This window comes from Streptomyces sp. NBC_00080 (genome assembly GCF_045041255.1).
Lineage (GTDB): Bacteria > Actinomycetota > Actinomycetes > Streptomycetales > Streptomycetaceae > Streptomyces > Streptomyces coriariae.
Map to the genome: position 1 here is coordinate 7,208,260 of NZ_CP108235.1, position 15,914 is coordinate 7,224,173.

Genomic DNA, 15,914 nt, shown 5'->3' on the forward strand with positions numbered 1-15,914 from the left:
TCACTCGCTCCATCCGCGGCCGCCCTCCTAAAGTGGTGCACGTCCAGGTGCGAAGGCAGGACCTACTTCCACTGATAATGGGGCGGCCGCGGGTTCGAGTCCCGCCACCGGCACAACGCGCCGGTGTAGCTCAGGGGTTAGAGCACCTTGTCGGTTCCGCCGGCTTCGATCTCTGGACACCACAATTTCACAGCACCTCCCGGTGCGCGGGCTGCGGCTACTTCTTTGCAACAGAAATCCTGGCCGCCGCCGACTTGATCTCGGGAGGCGCAGCATGTGGTGGGTGCCCGGTGCGCAGGCAACGGTTACTTCATTGGATCGGACGGTCGCGGGTTCGAGTCCCGTCATCGGCTTCAGGTCGGTGTAGCTCAGTCGGTAGAGCATCTGGCTAAGTCCGTCGCCGACCCCTGATCTCGGGCACCTTCCTTTTGCTGCGCCTCTCCCGATGGACGACTGAATGAACAATGAATTCGGGGGAATTCACCATGGCGCGCTTCAATTTCCGTGCCCGTAATCCGCAGCCCGTATCGCCCGTGACGACCACGGGCCGGGTGCTCCGAACCCACCAGGGCGGCCGAGGCCGTGAGCGGGACGCCCGCTCCGAGCTTTTCCTGCTGGCGATCGCCAACTTCGTCTCCCAGCAGACCTTCTACGAGACCGGCGCGGCCCGCGACGACCGCTTCGCCGAGCTGGTGCGCGAACTCGCCGTCAGCGATCCGTCCTGGACGGCCGGCCTGCTGGGCTGGCTGCGCGGCGAGGGCAACGTCCGCACCGCCGCGATCGTGGGCGCCGCCGAGTACGTGCACGCCCGTCTGACGGCGGGCGCGACCGACGGCCCCTCGAACCGTCAGGTCGTGGACCGCGTGCTCCAGCGGCCGGACGAGCCCGGCGAGCTGCTCGCGTACTGGACGGCGACGTACGGCCGCAACATCCCCAAGCCCGTCAAGCGCGGGATCGCCGACGCCGTACGGCGGCTCTACAACGGCAAGTCGCTGCTGAAGTACGACACGGCCTCGAAGGGCTACCGCTTCGGCGACATCCTCAACCTGGTGCACGCCGCGCCGGACCCGGCCAAGCCGTGGCAGGGCGAGCTGTTCCGGTACGCCCTCGACCGCCGGCACAACCCCGACACGGCCGTGGTGCCCAAGTCGCTGCCCGTGCTCACGGCGCACCGCGACCTGATGGCGCTGCGGCCCGCCAAGCGGCGCAGGGTCGTGACCGGAGCGGGCGGCGCGCGGCGCCTCGCCGAGGCGGGCATGACCTGGGAGGCGCTGGCGGGCTGGCTCCAGGGGCCGATGGACAAGGCGGCCTGGGAGGCGGTCATTCCGACCATGGGGGCGATGGCTCTGACGCGCAACCTGCGCAACTTCGACGAGGCGGGAGTCTCCGACGAGGTCGCCGCGCGGGTGGCGGCGAAGATCAGCGACCCGGCGGAGGTCGCGCGCTCGCGGCAGTTCCCCTTCCGGTACCTCGCCGCGTACCAGCACGCGCCGTCGCTGCGCTGGGCGTACCCGCTGGAGCGGGCGCTCGGCCACTCGCTGGCCAACGTGCCCGCGCTGCCCGGCCGGACGCTGGTGCTCGTCGACCGGTCCGGTTCGATGTTCTACGCACGGCTGTCGGACCGTTCCGAGCTCAACCGGGCCGACGCGGCGGCGATCTTCGGCACGGCGCTCGCGCTGCGGGCGGCCGACGCCGACCTCGTCGAGTTCGGCACCGGCAGCAACACGATCAAGTTCCGTGAGGAGGAGTCGATGCTGAAGATTCTGGAGCGCTTCGGAGACCTCGGTGGTACGGACACCACCGAGGCCGTGCGCCGGCACTACCGCGGCCACGACCGGGTGCTGATCGTCACCGACGAGCAGTACACGGCGAGCCGCCACGGCGACCCGACCGACCAGGTCCCGGCGAACGTGCCGGTCTACACCTGGAACCTGGCCGGCTACCGCGCGGGCCACGGACCGTCCGGCAAGGGGAACCGGCACACCTTCGGCGGTCTGTCGGACGCGGCCTTCCGGATGGTGCCGCTGCTCGAGGCCGCCGACGACACCCGGTGGCCGTGGGCGGCCTGAGCGCCGGCGAGGGCTAGCCCAGCCGTGAGACCTGGTAGTGGCCGATGTGCCAGTCCTCGTCCTCGCGCCTGAGCAGAACACCGAGGTACACGGCGATCGTGGGCCGGTCGGTGAACGAGAACTCCACGTCCAGGTAGCCGAGGACGAGGTCGTCGGCGAGGCGCCTGGTCTCGAGAAACCGGTAGTCGGCCGTCATGCCGAGGGGCTGGGAGTCGTAGTAGTCCGCGACTCCCGGCCTTCCCGTGCTGTAGGGGTGTAGCCCCTGGAAGATCGCGTCCTCGGTGAAGAGGGCGGCGACCCGCTCGGGTTCGTGCGCGTCGACCGCGGCCTTCCACCGGTCCAGGACGCCGCGCAGGATCGCTTCGTCGTCCGTCATGGCACTGCTCATCGCTGTGCTCCTGTCCGCCGGTCAGTGTCCGGCACTCATGCCGCCGTCGACGTGGAGGATCTCGCCGGTGACGAACGGGGCGTTCTCCAAGTAGACGACCGCGTCGACGATGTCGCTCTGCTCGCCCATCCGGCCGACGGGGTGCAGGGCGGCGAGGAAGTCGTGCGTCTCCTCGGCGTGCATCGGCGTCTTGATGGTGCCCGGCGAGACGGCGTTGGCCCGGATGCCCCGGGTGGCGTACTCGATGGCGAGGGACTTGGTGGCGGACTGCAGACCGCCCTTGGTCAGCGAGGCCAGCACGGAGGGCACGTTGGCGTCGGCGTTGTCGACCAGGCTGGTGGTGATGTTGACGATGTGGCCGCCGCCCTGGGCCAGCATCCGCTCGACGGCGAGCTGGGTGAGGTGGAAGAACCCGGCCAGGTTCACGCCGGTCACGGTGGCGTAGTCGTCCGGGGTGTAGTCGGTGAAGGGCTTCGCGACGAACACGCCCGCGTTGTTGACCAGCGTGTCGATCCGGCCGAACCGTTCCACGGCCGCCGCGGCGACGCGTTCGGCGGTGGCGGGGTCGGCGATGTCGCCCTGGACGGTGACCAGGTCGAGGTCGTCGGCGGGGGCGATGGTGCGTGAGGTGGCGACGACGGCGTAGCCGAGCTTGCGGTAGGCCTCGACCAGCCCGGCGCCGATGCCCTGCGACGCGCCGGTGACGACGGCGACCTTCTGCTGCTGAACGCTCATGGTGATCTTCTCCGAGGGGGACGTGATGACCGGTTACTAGCCGACCGGTCGACTATTTAGAACGTAGGCCGGTCGTCGGTCGGCGTCAAAGGGCGGGAGGGTCCTGCCCGGGACCTGTTTCCTCCGGCCTGGGAGGCACAGGCTCCCAGCGCAGGTCGGCGCAGGTCAGTGCAGGTCAGCGGGGGAGTGCGTGCGGGTCGTCGGCGGGCAGCCAGGCGCCCGGGGCGTGGATCCCGAGGCCGTCGGCCCCGACGCCGTCGCAGAGCGCGTCGACGACGCCCAGGACCCCGGCACGCTCCTCGGACTCGCGCCGCACCAGGGACCAGGTCCAGAACACCCTCGGCGCGACGACCTCGCGGCGGACCAGGTCGGACGGCAGCGGAGTCGTCTGCCCCTTGGGCGAGTTGAGGACGGGACGGCGGCAGCGGCGGACGTGGTCGAAGAAGGCGGGACCGGTCACGGCACCGTCGGAGATGCGCACGGCTCGGGCCCCGGTGGCCCGCGTCAGCTCTTCGGCGTACGCGTTCCAGGACGCCCAGGAGGTGACGTCGTCGTCGATCAGGACGTCGGTGTCCCCGACGGACACGGCGGTTGCGGCGGTTGCGGCGGACGGTTCGCCGGCGTCGGTGCTCCTGGCGACGGCGTACAGCCGGTCGGCGCCGAGGAGGCGAGCGCGCAGTCCGTGCCGCTTCAGGTCCTCGTTCCGTACCCAGCACACGGCGAGGTCGAGGCTGCCGTCGGCCACCCGGGCGGCCTGGGTGTGCGAGGGCGCGACCCACGCGTCGACATGGACCTGGGCCACCGCGGCGGTGCGCCGGGTCAGATCCGCCGGGAGCCAGTTGACGTACCCGAGGCGTACCGGCTGCGAACCGGACAGCCGACGGGCGCGGCCGCGGAGGTCGTCGGCCCGCTCCAGCAGGGCGCGCGTGTGCGGGAGCAGGTCCGCGCCGGCCGGGGTGAGCGAGACCGACCGGCGGTCGCGGTCGAAGAGACGGACCCCGAGGTCGCGCTCGAGGGCCTTGATCTGCTGGGACAGGGACGGCCCGGCGATCAGAAGCCGCGCGGCGGCCCGTCCGAAGTTCAGTTCCTCGGCGACCGCGACGAAATACCGCAGCTGGCGCAGCTCCACGCCCGCCATGCTACGTCCGGGGAAAGGCCGGTAGGAGGCTGTTCCTCTCAGCAGCGAGAAAGGCGGACGTGGTCGACCGCGCGGCGGCGGGCGGACGATGGAGGTGGGCGAGCGCGACGGCGTCCGCCCGCCGCGATCCATCACGATCGATCCTCACCGAGCGGAGCGGGACCATGCGAGAGTTCCTGGTCGAGATCACCACGACCGTGCCCGAGGGCACCGGGCAGGACGAGATCGACGAACGGCGCGCCGCCGAAGCCGTCCGAGCCCGCGAACTGGCCGCCTCCGGTCGGCTGGCCCGGCTGTGGCGGCCGGTCGGCGAACTGCGCAGCATCGGTATCTGGCGCGCCGCCGACGAGGCGGAACTCCACGAGAAGGTGCTCGGGACGCTGCCGCTGCGCCCGTGGATGACCCTCACCGTCACCGCGCTCCAGCCCCACCCCAACGACCCGGGCCCGGACCGCGCCGAGGGCGCACCGTGACGACCCTCTGGAGCCGCGGGTCACGGATCCGTTGAGGGGCCGAAGTGCCGGCCGGCACGGCGGTGCGGTCAGGGACCGGAGCGGTGCCTGGCACGGCGGGTGCCGGCCCTGTTTCGGACGCGGGTCGCCCCGCACCCGGACCTTCCGTCAGGTACCGGCCGCACCGGCCGCACCGGCCACGCCGACCCGCGGCGCGGGGGCGCCCAGCAGTGCCAGGCAGTTCGCCCACAGGGGGCCGAGCCGGTCCGTGTCGTTGTAGAGCTTGGCGAACATGACCTGCCCTTCGAGCTGTGCGACCACGGCCCGCGCGGCCGCCCGGGTGTCGGTCACGGAGACCTCGCCGCGCCCGAGGGCCTCGGCGACGACCGACTCGACCATCTCGACCTGCGCCTCGAAGATTCCCTGAAGGCGGTCACGGACGGCCTCGGTCTGATTGCTCAGTTCCAGGGTGAGGTTCCCGAACAGGCACCCCGCCACGGTGCCGCAGCTCTGCTGTCCCGCGCGCTGCCCGGCCTCGGTCTCCTCGAACAGCAGGCGCAGCCGGGACAGCGGTGCCGTCTCGCCGTGCAGCACCCGCTCCCACGCGCGCCGCTGCCCGGCCCACTGCTCGTCGACGACGGCCAGGGCGAGAGCTTCCTTGGACGCGAAGAAGTAGTAGAAGCTGCCCTTGGGCACGCCGGCCGTCTTGCAGATCTCGGCCACACCCAGCGCGGAGTAACCGCGCAGCTCGATCAGTGACCGCGCGGCGCTGAGGATCTTCTCGCGGGCATCGCTGGTCCGTCCCATGAGGCCGAGTGTACGACCGGTCGTCTACTTTCCCGGCCGCGGCGGAGCCTTGCGTCCCCGGCAGACTGATATCTAACATTTCAGTTCATGGAAGCTGTGCCACGCACTCTGCTCAGGGACCGCGCCTACGCGGCGATCCGGGACGCCATCGTGGCCGGGGACATCGCCCCCGGCGCGGTCGTGCGCGACGCCGATCTCGCCGAGCGGCTCGGGCTGTCACGGGCGCCGGTGCGGGAGGCGTTCGCCCGGCTGGTCGACGAGGGGCTGCTGGAGAGCAAGCCGCAGAGCTACACGCGGGTGACCCCGGTGGTGGCCGCCGACGTACGGGACGCGGCGGCCGTGGTCGGCGCGATGCACGAGCTGGCCACCCGGGTGGCGGTGCCCCGGCTGTTCGCCGCGGACGTCGAGGGGATGCGCGCGGCCAACGAGCGGTTCGCGGCCGCCGTACGGGCCGGGGACGTGGACGCCGCCCTGCGCGCCGACGACGCGCTGCACGACGTCCTCGTCCGGGCCGCCGGCAACCGCGCGGCCGCCGCCACCATCGCCCGCTACACCCCGCTCATCCGGCGGCTGGAGCGACGGCGCTTCGGCGAGGGCGGCACCTGCCGTTCGGCCGGACTGCACGGCCGGCTGATCGAGGCCTGCGCCGGCGGTGACGTGGACGAGGCGGTCCGCGTCACGGCGGAGATCTGGCGCACCCTCGCGGACCTCGCCGACTCCGACGACCTGGCGGCCGAGCAGCCGGGCGGCCGAGAAACCGAGTGACCGACCGACCCCCTGCTCCAGGCGACCCACTCGACCCACTGTTCCAGGAGGCCCCATGTCCCTCTCCTCGTACGCGCGTTACCCCCTCCTCTTCGGGCCCTCTCCGGTGCACCCGATGGAACGGCTCACCGCCCACCTCGGCGGAGCCGCCCTCTGGGCGAAGCGGGAGGACTGCAATTCCGGGATCGCGTACGGCGGGAACAAGACCCGCAAACTGGAGTACCTGGTCGCCGACGCCCTCGCGCAGGGCTGCGACACACTCGTGTCGATCGGCGGGGTGCAGTCCAACCACACCCGTCAGGTCGCGGCCGTCGCCGCCCGCGCCGGACTGAAGTGCGTGCTGGTGCAGGAGAGCTGGGTGGAGTGGCCCGACTCCGTGTACGACAAGGTCGGCAACATCCTCATCAGCCGGCTGGCCGGGGCCGATGTGCGCCTGGTCCGGGCCGGGTTCGGGATCGGCTTCAAGGAGAGCTGGGAGCTGGCGCTCCGGGAGGTCGAGGAGTCGGGCGGGAAGCCGTACGCCATCCCCGCCGGGGCCTCCGACCATCCGCTCGGCGGCCTGGGCTTCGCCGGGTGGGCCTACGAAGTCGCCGAGCAGGAGCGGGAGTCGGGTGTCTTCTTCGACACCGTGATCGTCTGTTCGGTGACCGGGTCGACCCAGGCCGGCATGGTCGCCGGGTTCGCCGCGCTGGAGGAGGCGGGCGCGCGGTCCCGGCGCGTCATCGGGATCGACGCCTCGGCCAAGCCGACCGAGACCCGTGGGCAGATCGCCCGCATCGCGCACCGCACCGGACAACTCATCGGACTCGAGCGCGAGTTGACCGTCGAGGACATCGAGCTGGACGAGCGGTACCACGCCGGTGTCTACGGCGTCCCGGACGAGACGACCCTGGAGGCGATGCGGCTCGCAGCGCGCACCGAGGGCATGGTCACCGACCCCGTCTACGAGGGGAAGTCGATGGCCGGACTCGTCGACCTGGTCGCACGCGGCGAGATCGGCCGCGACTCCACCGTGCTGTACGCGCATCTGGGCGGACAGCCGGCACTGAACGCGTACAGCGCGCTGTTCTGAGGACCCGGCGCGGTTCCTGACCTGACCTGCCCTGACCTGACCGGATCGGGCCTGACCGGACCGGGCCGGGCCGGGCCCGAACCGCGCCAGGCCCTGTCCCGGACCGTGTCCCGCGTGAGCCGATGCAGCACGGCTCCATCAAGGTGACCGTGGTGGCGCTCGTCGGACCAGAGGATGAGCCGCCGATGACGCCGTCAGCGTGATGTACGGCCGTGACCGCAACCGGCGCGGGCTCCGCACGCTTCCTGTCCGGCAGAACCGTAAGAAGCCGGTGAGGAGAGCAACGTGACGACCACAGCCCCCGAACACAGCGACCCCCGCGCCTTCGTAGACCCCTATGCCTTCGTCGACCCCTATGCCGTCGATGCGGCCGACGTCCGCTGGCCGGACCCGGCCGACGTCCGCTGGCCGGACCCGGCCGACTCGGACCAGGAGATGGACCACCTGCCGCCGAATCCCGCCGAGCGCCTCGACCTCGCGATCGGCCCGCGCGACCGGCGACGCATCGACCTGCACGCCGCGCTGACCGCGGCCGGAATCCCGCCGTACCCCGAGGACCGCGACGCCATCGACCAGCTCAGCGCCCTGTCCGGCAGCGTCAACGCCGCACTCCAGCGCTGGCTGCATCACCCCAGGTGAACCCCGGCGCGGTGTCTTCTCGGCGCACACCGGTGCCGGGCCGGCCGCGGCCCGGTGCCCGGTGGCCGTTCTCGGCCCGCGTCAGCCGCCCGCGGGCGGGATCCGCCGCCTGCCCCTGATCGCGAGGGCCGCCGTCAGCAGGGCCGCCAGCGCGATCAGGGCGGCCGCCCCGAACGCCCGGGTCGCGCCGTGGGTGAGGATCTCGGCCGGGCTGCCCACCGCGTTCCGGGTGGCCGTGCCGTACACCGTGACCAGCACGGACAGACCGAGTGTGCCGCCGAGCCACTGCAAGCTCTGGAGGAGGCCGGAGGCGGCGCCGGCCTCCTCGGGCCCGACCTTCGCGAGGATGGTGGCGTTCAGTGGCATCAGGGCCAGTCCGACGCCTACGCCCAACAGCAGCAGCGGGCCGAGCAGACCCGCCGCATAACCGTCGTCGGGACCGAGCCGCCACAGCCAGCAGCCCGAACCGGCGAGCAGTGTCATACCGGTCAGGATCAGTGGCCTGGCCCCGAGGCGGGCCAGCAGCAGCGGCACGAACCGAACGGTCGTGAACAACACCGCCGTCATCGGCAGGAACGCGAGACCGGCGCGCAACGGGCTGTAGCGCAGCACCTCCTGACTGATGAGGGTGAGGAAGTAGAAGGCGCCGAACATGCCCGCGGGCAGCATCAGGACGCCGAGGTAGGCGCCCGCCCGGTCGCGGTCGGCGAAGAGCCCGAGCGGCATGATGGGCTGTTCGGCGCGGGTCTCGATCAGTGTGAAACCGACCAGCAGGGCGGCCGCGCCGGTGAAGCCGAGCAGCGCCAGGGTGTCGCTCCACCCCTCCTGCGAGACCCGGATGAACGCGTACACCAGCGAGGTCGTGCCGGCGGTGCCGGTCAGGGCGCCCGCCGCGTCGAACCGGCCCGCGTGGCGGGGGGTCTCGGTGACGAAGCGGGGCAGGGCGAGGGCGACGGCGATCCCGATGGGCACGTTGATCAGCAGGGCCCAGCGCCAGGACGCCCAGGCGGTGAGCATGCCGCCGAGGACCAGCCCGATGGAGGCGCCGATCCCGGCCGTGGAGGAGTAGACGCCGAGGGCGTGGTGACGGCGGGGGCCCTCGGGGAAGTTGGTGGTGATCAGGGCGAGGGTGCTGGGCGCGGTGAGAGCGGCGCCGACTCCCTGGAGGGCGCGGGCGGCGAGCAGCCAGCCACCGTCGCCGGCCAGGCCGCCGAGCAGTGAGGAGCCGGCGAACAGCAGGACGCCGAGGGTGAGCGTGCGCCGGCGGCCGAGGAGATCGCCGACGCGTCCGCCGAGCAGCAGCAGCCCGCCGAAGGCGAGGGTGTACGCGTTCAGTACCCAGGACAGTCCGGTGGGGGAGAAGCCGAGGTCGCGCCGGATGTCGGGGAGGGCGACATTGACGACCGTGGAGTCGACTCCGACCATGAGATAGGCGGTGACGATCACGAGCAGGACGGTCCCGGGCCGGGCGGCCGGTCCGGGTGGCGCGGCGGGAAGGGAAGAAGCGGCCGGGGCGGAACCGGCCGAGACGTCGGCGGTCGAGGCATCGGCTGCCGAGGCGGAAGGGGACGGCGTGGACATGGGGTGCTCCCTGTCTGGTGTCCCCGCGGGAAGTGGTGGAACATGCGGGCAGCACGAAGAGACCCTGGTCGTGGACCCGCAGAGACGAGCACAGTAAGCGGGGACTGTCTCCGTTTAGTGTCTGCCAAAATACGGAGAGAGTCCCTGGTTTGCAAGGAGTAACTGGATGACGCAGGTCAGGCCCATGCGTGCGGACGCGCGCCGCAACTACGAGCGCTTGCTCAAAGTGGCGGCGGAGGCTTTCGCCGAGCATGGGGAGGGCGCCTCCCTCGACGACATCGCCAAGCGGGCGGGCGTCGGATCCGGCACGCTGTACCGGCACTTCCCCACGCGCCAGGCGCTGCTGGAGGCGGCCTACGTCGACCGGATCGAGGCGCTCGCCGTGCGGGCCGACGAACTCGGCGGCGAACTCCCGCCGGGCGAGGCGCTGGTGGAGTGGCTCAACGAGCTGTGCGTCGGCACGATCCAGGTCCGCGGAATGAAGGCCCTGCTGGGCTCCGCCGTCACGGACGGCAGCGCGGCCGCGGTCACCGCCTGCGGTACGAACATGAAGGAGGCGGCGGCCCGGCTGGTGGGGGCGGCGCAGCGGGAGGGCACCCTGCGGCCGGACATCGAGCCGATCGACGTACTGCGCCTCGCGCACGGGGTGGCGACGGCGTCGGAGCTGGCGAAGGGCGACCGCAGCGCCATCCGCCGTTATGTGTCGCTGCTGACGGAGGGACTGCGGCCCGCGCGGTGACGACAGCGGGCGCCCCCGTGGTGGCGGGCGCCCGTGGCTGAGCGACTGGGGGCCGGGGCCGGCCCGGGCGCGGGTTACAGGGCCTGGGCGCCCGGCTTCACCATGTTCCGCACGGTGCGGGCCTTCACGAAGTCGCCCATGGCCGTCATCTCCCACTCGCCGGAGAACTGCTTGATCAGCTTGGCCATCAGCACGCCCGTCTGCGGTTCGGCGCCGGTGAGGTCGAAGCGGACGAGTTCCTCGCCGGTCGAGGCGTCCAGTAGACGGCAGTAGGACTTGGCGACCTCCGTGAACTTCTGGCCCGAGAAGGAGTTGACGGTGAAGACCAGTCCGGTCACCTCCTGCGGGAGACGACCGAGGTCGACGACGATCACCTCGTCGTCCCCGCCGCCCTCGCCGGTGAGGTTGTCGCCGGAGTGCTTGATCGCGCCGTTCACGATGGAGAGCTTGCCGAAGTAGCAGCTGTCGATGTGGTTGCGCTGGGGGCCGTAGGCGATGACCGAGGCGTCGAGGTCGATGTCCTTGCCGCGGAACGCGGGCTCCCAGCCCAGGCCCATCTTGACCTGCGAGAGCAGCGGGCGGCCGCCCTTGACGAGGGAGACGGTCTGGTTCTTCTGGAGGCTGACCCGGCCCTTGTCCAGGTTGATCTTCCCGGTGGCGGCGGGGGCCGCGGCGGGCGGGGCCGGGGGCATCGGCGGGGCCGCCGGGGTCACCGGGGACTGCGGCACGGGCGGCGGGGCCATCTGGCGAGGTGCGGCGGCCGGCGCGGGTTCCTCCACCGTCACCCCGAAGTCGGTGGCGATGCCGGCCAGGCCGTTGGAGTACCCCTGGCCGACCGCGCGCGCCTTCCAGGCGCCGTTGCGGAGATAGATCTCCACGACGACCAGAGCCGTCTCCGAGCCGAGCTGCGGGGGCGTGAAGGTGGCCAGCACGCCGTTGTCGTCCGCGCTGCGGATCGTCGCCGTCGGTTCGACGCCCTGGAACGTCTGACCCGCGGCGTCCGGGCTGGCGGTGACGACGATCTTCTCGATGCCCGGCGGGACCGCGGACGTGTCGACGGTGATCGCGTCGGGGGCCGTACCGCCGCCGGAGCGGTAGGTCACGCCGGGGCCGCTCGGCTGGTTGTAGAAGATGAAGTCGTCGTCGGAGCGCACCTTGCCGTCGGCGGTGAGCAGCAGGCCCGAAACGTCGAGCCGCACCGGGGCGGCGACGTCCACCGTCACGCGTGCGGTGGAGAGAGGGATGTTCGAGCCGGGGGTCATAGCTGTCATGCCGGGTGAACGAGCGAGACCACTTTGCCGTTCCCTTACCCGGAGCCGAACGGGCCCGGGCAGGGACATGGCAGGCATACCGGCCTACGGCACCACCACGATCTTGCGGCCGACCCCCGCCGCGAACTGTTCCAGCGCCCTCGGGTACTCCTCCAGCGGCATCCGGTCGCTGATGAAGACCTCCGGGTCCAGCACCCCGTTCGCGAACAGTTCGGCGGCCCGCTCGAAGCTGTGCAGGACGGCCATCGAGCCGGTGATGGTGATCTCCTGGTTGTAGATCCGGTACGGGTCGATGGTGACCCGGGTCGCGTAGTCGGCGACGCCGAACTGCAGGAACGTCCCGGCCTTCGCCACCCGCCCCAGACCGTCCTGGATCGCCGCCGCGTTGCCCGTGGCGTCCACGACCAGGTCCCAGCCCCGCGGCCGCTCCAGCTCGTCCGCGTTCGCCGCCGCCCCGGAGACGCCCAGCCGGCGCGCGGTCTCCAGCCGCGCCGGATTCAGGTCCACCACGTCCACGCTCGCCGCGCCCGTGCGCTTCGCCAGCTCCAGCATCATCAGCCCCATCGTCCCGGAGCCGTAGATCAGCACATGCGCGCCCAGCCGCGACCGGAGCACGTCGTAGCCGCGCACCGCGCACGACAGCGGCTCGATCAGCGCCGCGTCCTGGGTGCGGATGTGCTCGGGCAGCCGTACGCAGTTCGCCACCGGCGCCACCGCGTACTGGGCCGCGCCCCCCGCCGTGGTGACGCCGATCGCGGCCCAGCGCTCGCACAGGTTGTTGTGCCCGGTGCGGCAGTAGCGGCACTCGTGGCAGTACAGGGAGGGGTCCACCGCCACCCGGTCGCCCACCGACACCTCCGTGACCTGCGTGCCGACCCCCACCACCGCGCCCGCGAACTCGTGCCCCGGCACGATGGGCAGCTTCGGCGCGAACTCGCCCTGGAGGATGTGCAGATCGGTGCCGCACAGTCCGCAGGCGGCGACCTCCACGACCACCTCGCGCGGCCCTGGAGTCGGGTCGGGGACCTCGGTGACGACGGCGCGGCCCACGGACTCGATGACGGCGGCCTTCATTTCACGGCTCCCAAGGACAGGCCCTGGACCAGTTTGTCCTGGGCGGCGAACCCCGCGGCGAGCACCGGCAGGGAGATGACGAGCGACGCGGCGCACACCTTCGCCAGGAACAGGCCCTGGCTGGTGATGAAGCCGGTCAGGAAGACGGGGGCGGTCTCCGCGACCACACCCGTGAGCACCCGGGCGAACAGCAGTTCGTTCCAGCTGAAGATGAAGCAGATCAGGGCCGTCGCCGCGATGCCGGGCAGCGCGATCGGGGCGACCACGCGCGCGAGGATCGTCGGCAGCCGCGCCCCGTCCACCCGCGCGGCCTCGATGATCGCCACCGGCACCTCGGCCAGGAACGACTGCATCATCCACACCGCGATCGGCAGGTTCATGGAGGTGTAGAGGATGACCAGCAGCCAGATGTTGTCCAGCATCCCCGCGTTCTTCGCGAACAGGTAGATCGGCAGCAGGCCCGCCACCACCGGCAGCATCTTGGTCGACAGGAAGAAGAACAGGACGTCCGTCCACTTCCTCACCGGCCGGATCGACAGCGCGTAGGCCGCCGGGAGGGCGAGGAGCAGGACGAAGAGGGTCGACGCGACCGAGGCCACGACCGAGTTGACCAGCGCGGGCCAGGGGCTCGCGCCGCCGCCGGTGCCGAAGAACTCGCGATAGCCGTCGAGGGTGAGGGCGGCGGTGAAGGACGGTGGGTTGGTGGCCGCGTCCTGCTCGGAGTGGAAGGACGTCAGGGCCATCCAGGCGACCGGCAGGAAGAACACGATCCCGGTCACCCAGGCCAGCAGCCCGAGGCCGCCTCTGCGTACGACGTTCATGCGCGGGACACCTCCTCACGGAACAGGGACGAGACGACCCGCAGGGCGAAGGTCGCGATGACGATCGAGCCGATGACCACCAGGACGCCCGCGGCCGAGGCGAGGCCGTTCTCATGGGCCTGGTAGAAGCTCTGGTAGACGGTGTAGGGGAGGTTCGCCGTGCCCAGTCCGCCCGAGGTGATGGTGAAGACCGCGTCGAAGTTCTGGACGATGTAGATCGAGCCGAGCAGGGCGCCCAGCTCCAGGTAGCGGCGCAGGTGCGGAAGGGTCAGATGGCGGAAGATCTGCCAGTCGCTCGCGCCGTCCACCCGGGCCGCCTCGATCTGCTGCTGGTCCCGGCTCTGCAGGCCGGCCAGCAGGATCAGCATCATGAACGGCGTCCACTGCCAGACCAGGGAGGCCTCCACGGCGAGCAGCGGGGTGTCGGAGATCCAGTCCGGCTGGGGGCCGCCCACAGAGTGCAACAGACCGTTGAGCAGGCCGTATTCAGGGTTGTAGAGGACGTGCTTCCAGAGCAGGGCCGCCGCCACCGGCACCACCAGGAAGGGCGCGATCAGCAGCGTGCGGACCACGCCCCGGCCCCGGAACCGACGGTCCAGGAGCAGGGCCAGGGCCAGTCCCAGCAGCAGGCTGACCAGCACCACGGTCGCCGTCAGCAGGACGGTCGTCCACACCGAGTGGCGCAGGTCGGCGTCGGTCAGGACCTGGTGGTAGTTGTCGAACCCGGTGAAGCGGCGGGCGTCGGGGTAGAGGGCGTTCCAGTCGAAGAAGGAGATCACCACCGTGGCCACGAACGGGAGCTGGGTGACCACGATCATGAAGACCAGGGCGGGGAGCAGCGGGGCCCGGGTCGCCCAGGCGCGCAGCCTGGCGTTCGGGCCGTGCGGGATGGGTACGGGAGGTGCGGCCACGGGGGCCGTCGTCGTCGCGGTCATCGTCCCTCGTACTCCTCGGAGATCCGCTCGGCGAGCGCTTGCGACTTCTTCAGGGCCGACTCGACGGACTGGCGTCCGGCGATGGCCGCGCTGATCTCCTGGGAGACCTTGGTGCCGAGGTCGGTGAACTCGGGGATGCCGACGAACTGGATGCCGGGCGCGGGCCGCGGCTGCACTCCCGGGTCGTTGGGCTTCGCCGCCTCGATGGCCTGCTTCGTCATGTCCTGGAAGGCGGACGCCTCCGCGCGGTAGTCCGCGTTCTCGTACGTCGACGCCCGTTTGCCGGCCGGGACGTTCGACCAGCCGATCTCCTCGCCGACCAGCTGCTCGTAACCCTTGCTCGACGCCCAGGAGACGAACTTCCAGGCCTTGTCGGCGTTGCGGGAGGCCTTCTGGATGCCCCAGGCCCAGGTGTAGAGCCAACCGGAGGAGCCGGTGCGCTCCACGGGCGCCGGGGCGTAGCCCATCCTGCCCTTGACCGGGGACTTCGCCGCCTCCAGGGAACCGGCCGCGGAGGTGGCGTCGTACCACATGGCGACCTTGCCCTGGGTCATGTTGTTGAGGCACTCGGCGAAGCCGGACTGGGCGGCTCCGGACTCGCCGTGGTCGCGGACGAGGTCGACATAGAACTTCGTCGCCTTCTCGAAGGCGGGCGAGTCGAGCTGTGCCTTCCAGTCCTGGTCGAACCAGGTGCCGCCGAAGGTGTTCACGACGGTCGTCAGGGGTGCCATCACCTCGCCCCAGCCGGGCAGCCCGCGCAGGCAGATGCCCTTCATGCCGGGCTCGGCCCCGTCCGTCTTCGCCGCGAGGTCGGCCACCTGCTGCCAGGTGGGGTGGGCGGGCATGGTCAGGCCCTTCGCGGCGAACACGTCCTTGCGGTACATCAGAAAGGACGACTCACCGTAGAAGGGCTGGCCGTAGAGCTTTCCGTCGTCCCCGGTGAGGGACTCGCGCATCGGCTTCAGGACGTCCTTCTCGTCGTAGGCGGGGTCCGCCGCCACGTACGAGTCCATCGCGTGCAGCCAGCCGTTGCGGGCGTAGATCGGTATCTCGTAGTTCGACAGGGTCGCCACGTCGTACTGGCCCGCCTGGTTGGCGAAGTCCTGGCTGATCTTGTCGCGGACGTCGTTCTCCGGCAGCAGGGTGAAGCTGACCTTGATGCCGGTCTCCTTGGTGAAGTGGTCGGCGGTGAGCTTCTGCAACTCGGCCATCTGGGGGTTGTTGACCATGAGGACGTTGAGGGAGTCGCCGCCGGAACCCGCCCCGCCGGCTCCGGCCCAGCAGCCGGAGAGCAGCGGGGCGAGCAGCGTCCCTGCGGCGACCGCGGCGAGCGTGGCTCGCGGCCTCCGTCGGCTCTGGGTGCGCATCGATCGCTCCTGGGCATAGGGGGATGTTTCGGGCGCCCCGAGGCGTGGTGGTGCCCTGGGG

At 71.2% G+C, this 15,914-nt stretch carries 16 protein-coding genes and 1 tRNA gene; 7 read left to right on the forward strand and 10 right to left on the reverse strand.

Annotated elements, in window-relative coordinates; all coding sequences use genetic code 11:
• Positions 1–40 precede the first annotated feature (40 nt).
• Both OHU34_RS32100 and OHU34_RS32105 read left to right on the forward strand, forming a co-directional pair.
• Positions 41–110, forward strand: a tRNA-Ile gene (locus OHU34_RS32100).
• A gap of 375 nt (positions 111–485) precedes the next feature.
• Positions 486–2,069 carry a TROVE domain-containing protein gene (locus OHU34_RS32105; RefSeq protein ID WP_142269730.1) on the forward strand — a complete coding sequence of 528 codons (1,584 nt, stop codon included), beginning with the start codon at positions 486–488 and terminating at the stop codon, positions 2,067–2,069.
• A gap of 13 nt (positions 2,070–2,082) precedes the next feature.
• Here OHU34_RS32105 and OHU34_RS32110 read toward each other — a convergent pair whose 3' ends face one another.
• The 3 genes from OHU34_RS32110 to OHU34_RS32120 form a co-directional block, all read right to left on the reverse strand.
• Complete coding sequence (locus OHU34_RS32110) at positions 2,083–2,457, reverse strand: SgcJ/EcaC family oxidoreductase (protein WP_142269729.1); 375 nt, start codon at positions 2,455–2,457, stop codon at positions 2,083–2,085.
• 21 nt (positions 2,458–2,478) lie between these two features.
• Positions 2,479–3,192, reverse strand: a complete 714-nt coding sequence (locus tag OHU34_RS32115) for an SDR family NAD(P)-dependent oxidoreductase (RefSeq protein WP_142269728.1) — start codon at positions 3,190–3,192, stop codon at positions 2,479–2,481.
• Between the two features lie 175 nt (positions 3,193–3,367).
• The gene (locus OHU34_RS32120; RefSeq protein WP_405769614.1) at positions 3,368–4,330 is read right to left on the reverse strand and encodes a LysR family transcriptional regulator; all 963 of its coding nucleotides are present in this window, start codon (positions 4,328–4,330) and stop codon (positions 3,368–3,370) included.
• A 164-nt stretch (positions 4,331–4,494) separates the two neighbouring features.
• Between OHU34_RS32120 and OHU34_RS32125 the strand changes: the two genes are divergently transcribed.
• Positions 4,495–4,803, forward strand: coding sequence for a muconolactone Delta-isomerase family protein (locus OHU34_RS32125; RefSeq protein ID WP_405769617.1), 309 nt, complete (start codon positions 4,495–4,497; stop codon positions 4,801–4,803).
• A gap of 147 nt (positions 4,804–4,950) precedes the next feature.
• Here OHU34_RS32125 and OHU34_RS32130 read toward each other — a convergent pair whose 3' ends face one another.
• Positions 4,951–5,589 carry a TetR/AcrR family transcriptional regulator gene (locus OHU34_RS32130; RefSeq protein ID WP_142269725.1) on the reverse strand — a complete coding sequence of 213 codons (639 nt, stop codon included), beginning with the start codon at positions 5,587–5,589 and terminating at the stop codon, positions 4,951–4,953.
• Positions 5,590–5,676: 87 nt separating this feature from the next.
• On the opposite strand from OHU34_RS32130, the gene OHU34_RS32135 reads away from it, so the two are divergent.
• From OHU34_RS32135 to OHU34_RS32145, 3 genes are all read left to right on the forward strand, one after another.
• The gene (locus OHU34_RS32135) at positions 5,677–6,354 is read left to right on the forward strand and encodes a GntR family transcriptional regulator (RefSeq protein ID WP_052183832.1); all 678 of its coding nucleotides are present in this window, start codon (positions 5,677–5,679) and stop codon (positions 6,352–6,354) included.
• Positions 6,355–6,409: 55 nt separating this feature from the next.
• The gene (locus OHU34_RS32140; protein ID WP_142269724.1) at positions 6,410–7,426 is read left to right on the forward strand and encodes a 1-aminocyclopropane-1-carboxylate deaminase; all 1,017 of its coding nucleotides are present in this window, start codon (positions 6,410–6,412) and stop codon (positions 7,424–7,426) included.
• 285 nt (positions 7,427–7,711) lie between these two features.
• Positions 7,712–8,065 (forward strand): hypothetical protein, encoded by a 354-nt coding sequence (locus OHU34_RS32145; protein ID WP_405769620.1) that lies wholly within the window; start codon positions 7,712–7,714, stop codon positions 8,063–8,065.
• Between the two features lie 81 nt (positions 8,066–8,146).
• On the opposite strand, the gene OHU34_RS32150 is transcribed toward OHU34_RS32145, so the two are convergent.
• The gene (locus tag OHU34_RS32150; RefSeq protein ID WP_405769623.1) at positions 8,147–9,646 is read right to left on the reverse strand and encodes an MFS transporter; all 1,500 of its coding nucleotides are present in this window, start codon (positions 9,644–9,646) and stop codon (positions 8,147–8,149) included.
• A gap of 166 nt (positions 9,647–9,812) precedes the next feature.
• Here OHU34_RS32150 and OHU34_RS32155 point away from each other — a divergent pair, with 166 nt between their 5' ends.
• The gene (locus OHU34_RS32155) at positions 9,813–10,385 is read left to right on the forward strand and encodes a TetR/AcrR family transcriptional regulator (protein ID WP_142269721.1); all 573 of its coding nucleotides are present in this window, start codon (positions 9,813–9,815) and stop codon (positions 10,383–10,385) included.
• Positions 10,386–10,459: 74 nt separating this feature from the next.
• Here OHU34_RS32155 and OHU34_RS32160 read toward each other — a convergent pair whose 3' ends face one another.
• From OHU34_RS32160 to OHU34_RS32180, 5 genes are all read right to left on the reverse strand, one after another.
• Positions 10,460–11,647, reverse strand: coding sequence for a TerD family protein (locus tag OHU34_RS32160; protein ID WP_405772448.1), 1,188 nt, complete (start codon positions 11,645–11,647; stop codon positions 10,460–10,462).
• Positions 11,648–11,740: 93 nt separating this feature from the next.
• The gene (locus tag OHU34_RS32165; protein ID WP_142269720.1) at positions 11,741–12,730 is read right to left on the reverse strand and encodes a zinc-dependent alcohol dehydrogenase family protein; all 990 of its coding nucleotides are present in this window, start codon (positions 12,728–12,730) and stop codon (positions 11,741–11,743) included.
• Positions 12,727–13,551 (reverse strand): carbohydrate ABC transporter permease, encoded by an 825-nt coding sequence (locus tag OHU34_RS32170; protein WP_081550212.1) that lies wholly within the window; start codon positions 13,549–13,551, stop codon positions 12,727–12,729. The genes OHU34_RS32165 and OHU34_RS32170 overlap by 4 nt, the downstream gene beginning before the upstream one ends.
• A complete protein-coding gene (locus OHU34_RS32175; protein ID WP_142269719.1) occupies positions 13,548–14,486 on the reverse strand; it encodes a carbohydrate ABC transporter permease in 939 nt (312 codons plus the stop codon). Before OHU34_RS32175 ends, OHU34_RS32170 begins: the two co-directional genes overlap by 4 nt.
• A complete protein-coding gene (locus OHU34_RS32180) occupies positions 14,483–15,853 on the reverse strand; it encodes a sugar ABC transporter substrate-binding protein (protein ID WP_142269718.1) in 1,371 nt (456 codons plus the stop codon). The genes OHU34_RS32175 and OHU34_RS32180 overlap by 4 nt, the downstream gene beginning before the upstream one ends.
• Positions 15,854–15,914: the final 61 nt, after the last annotated feature.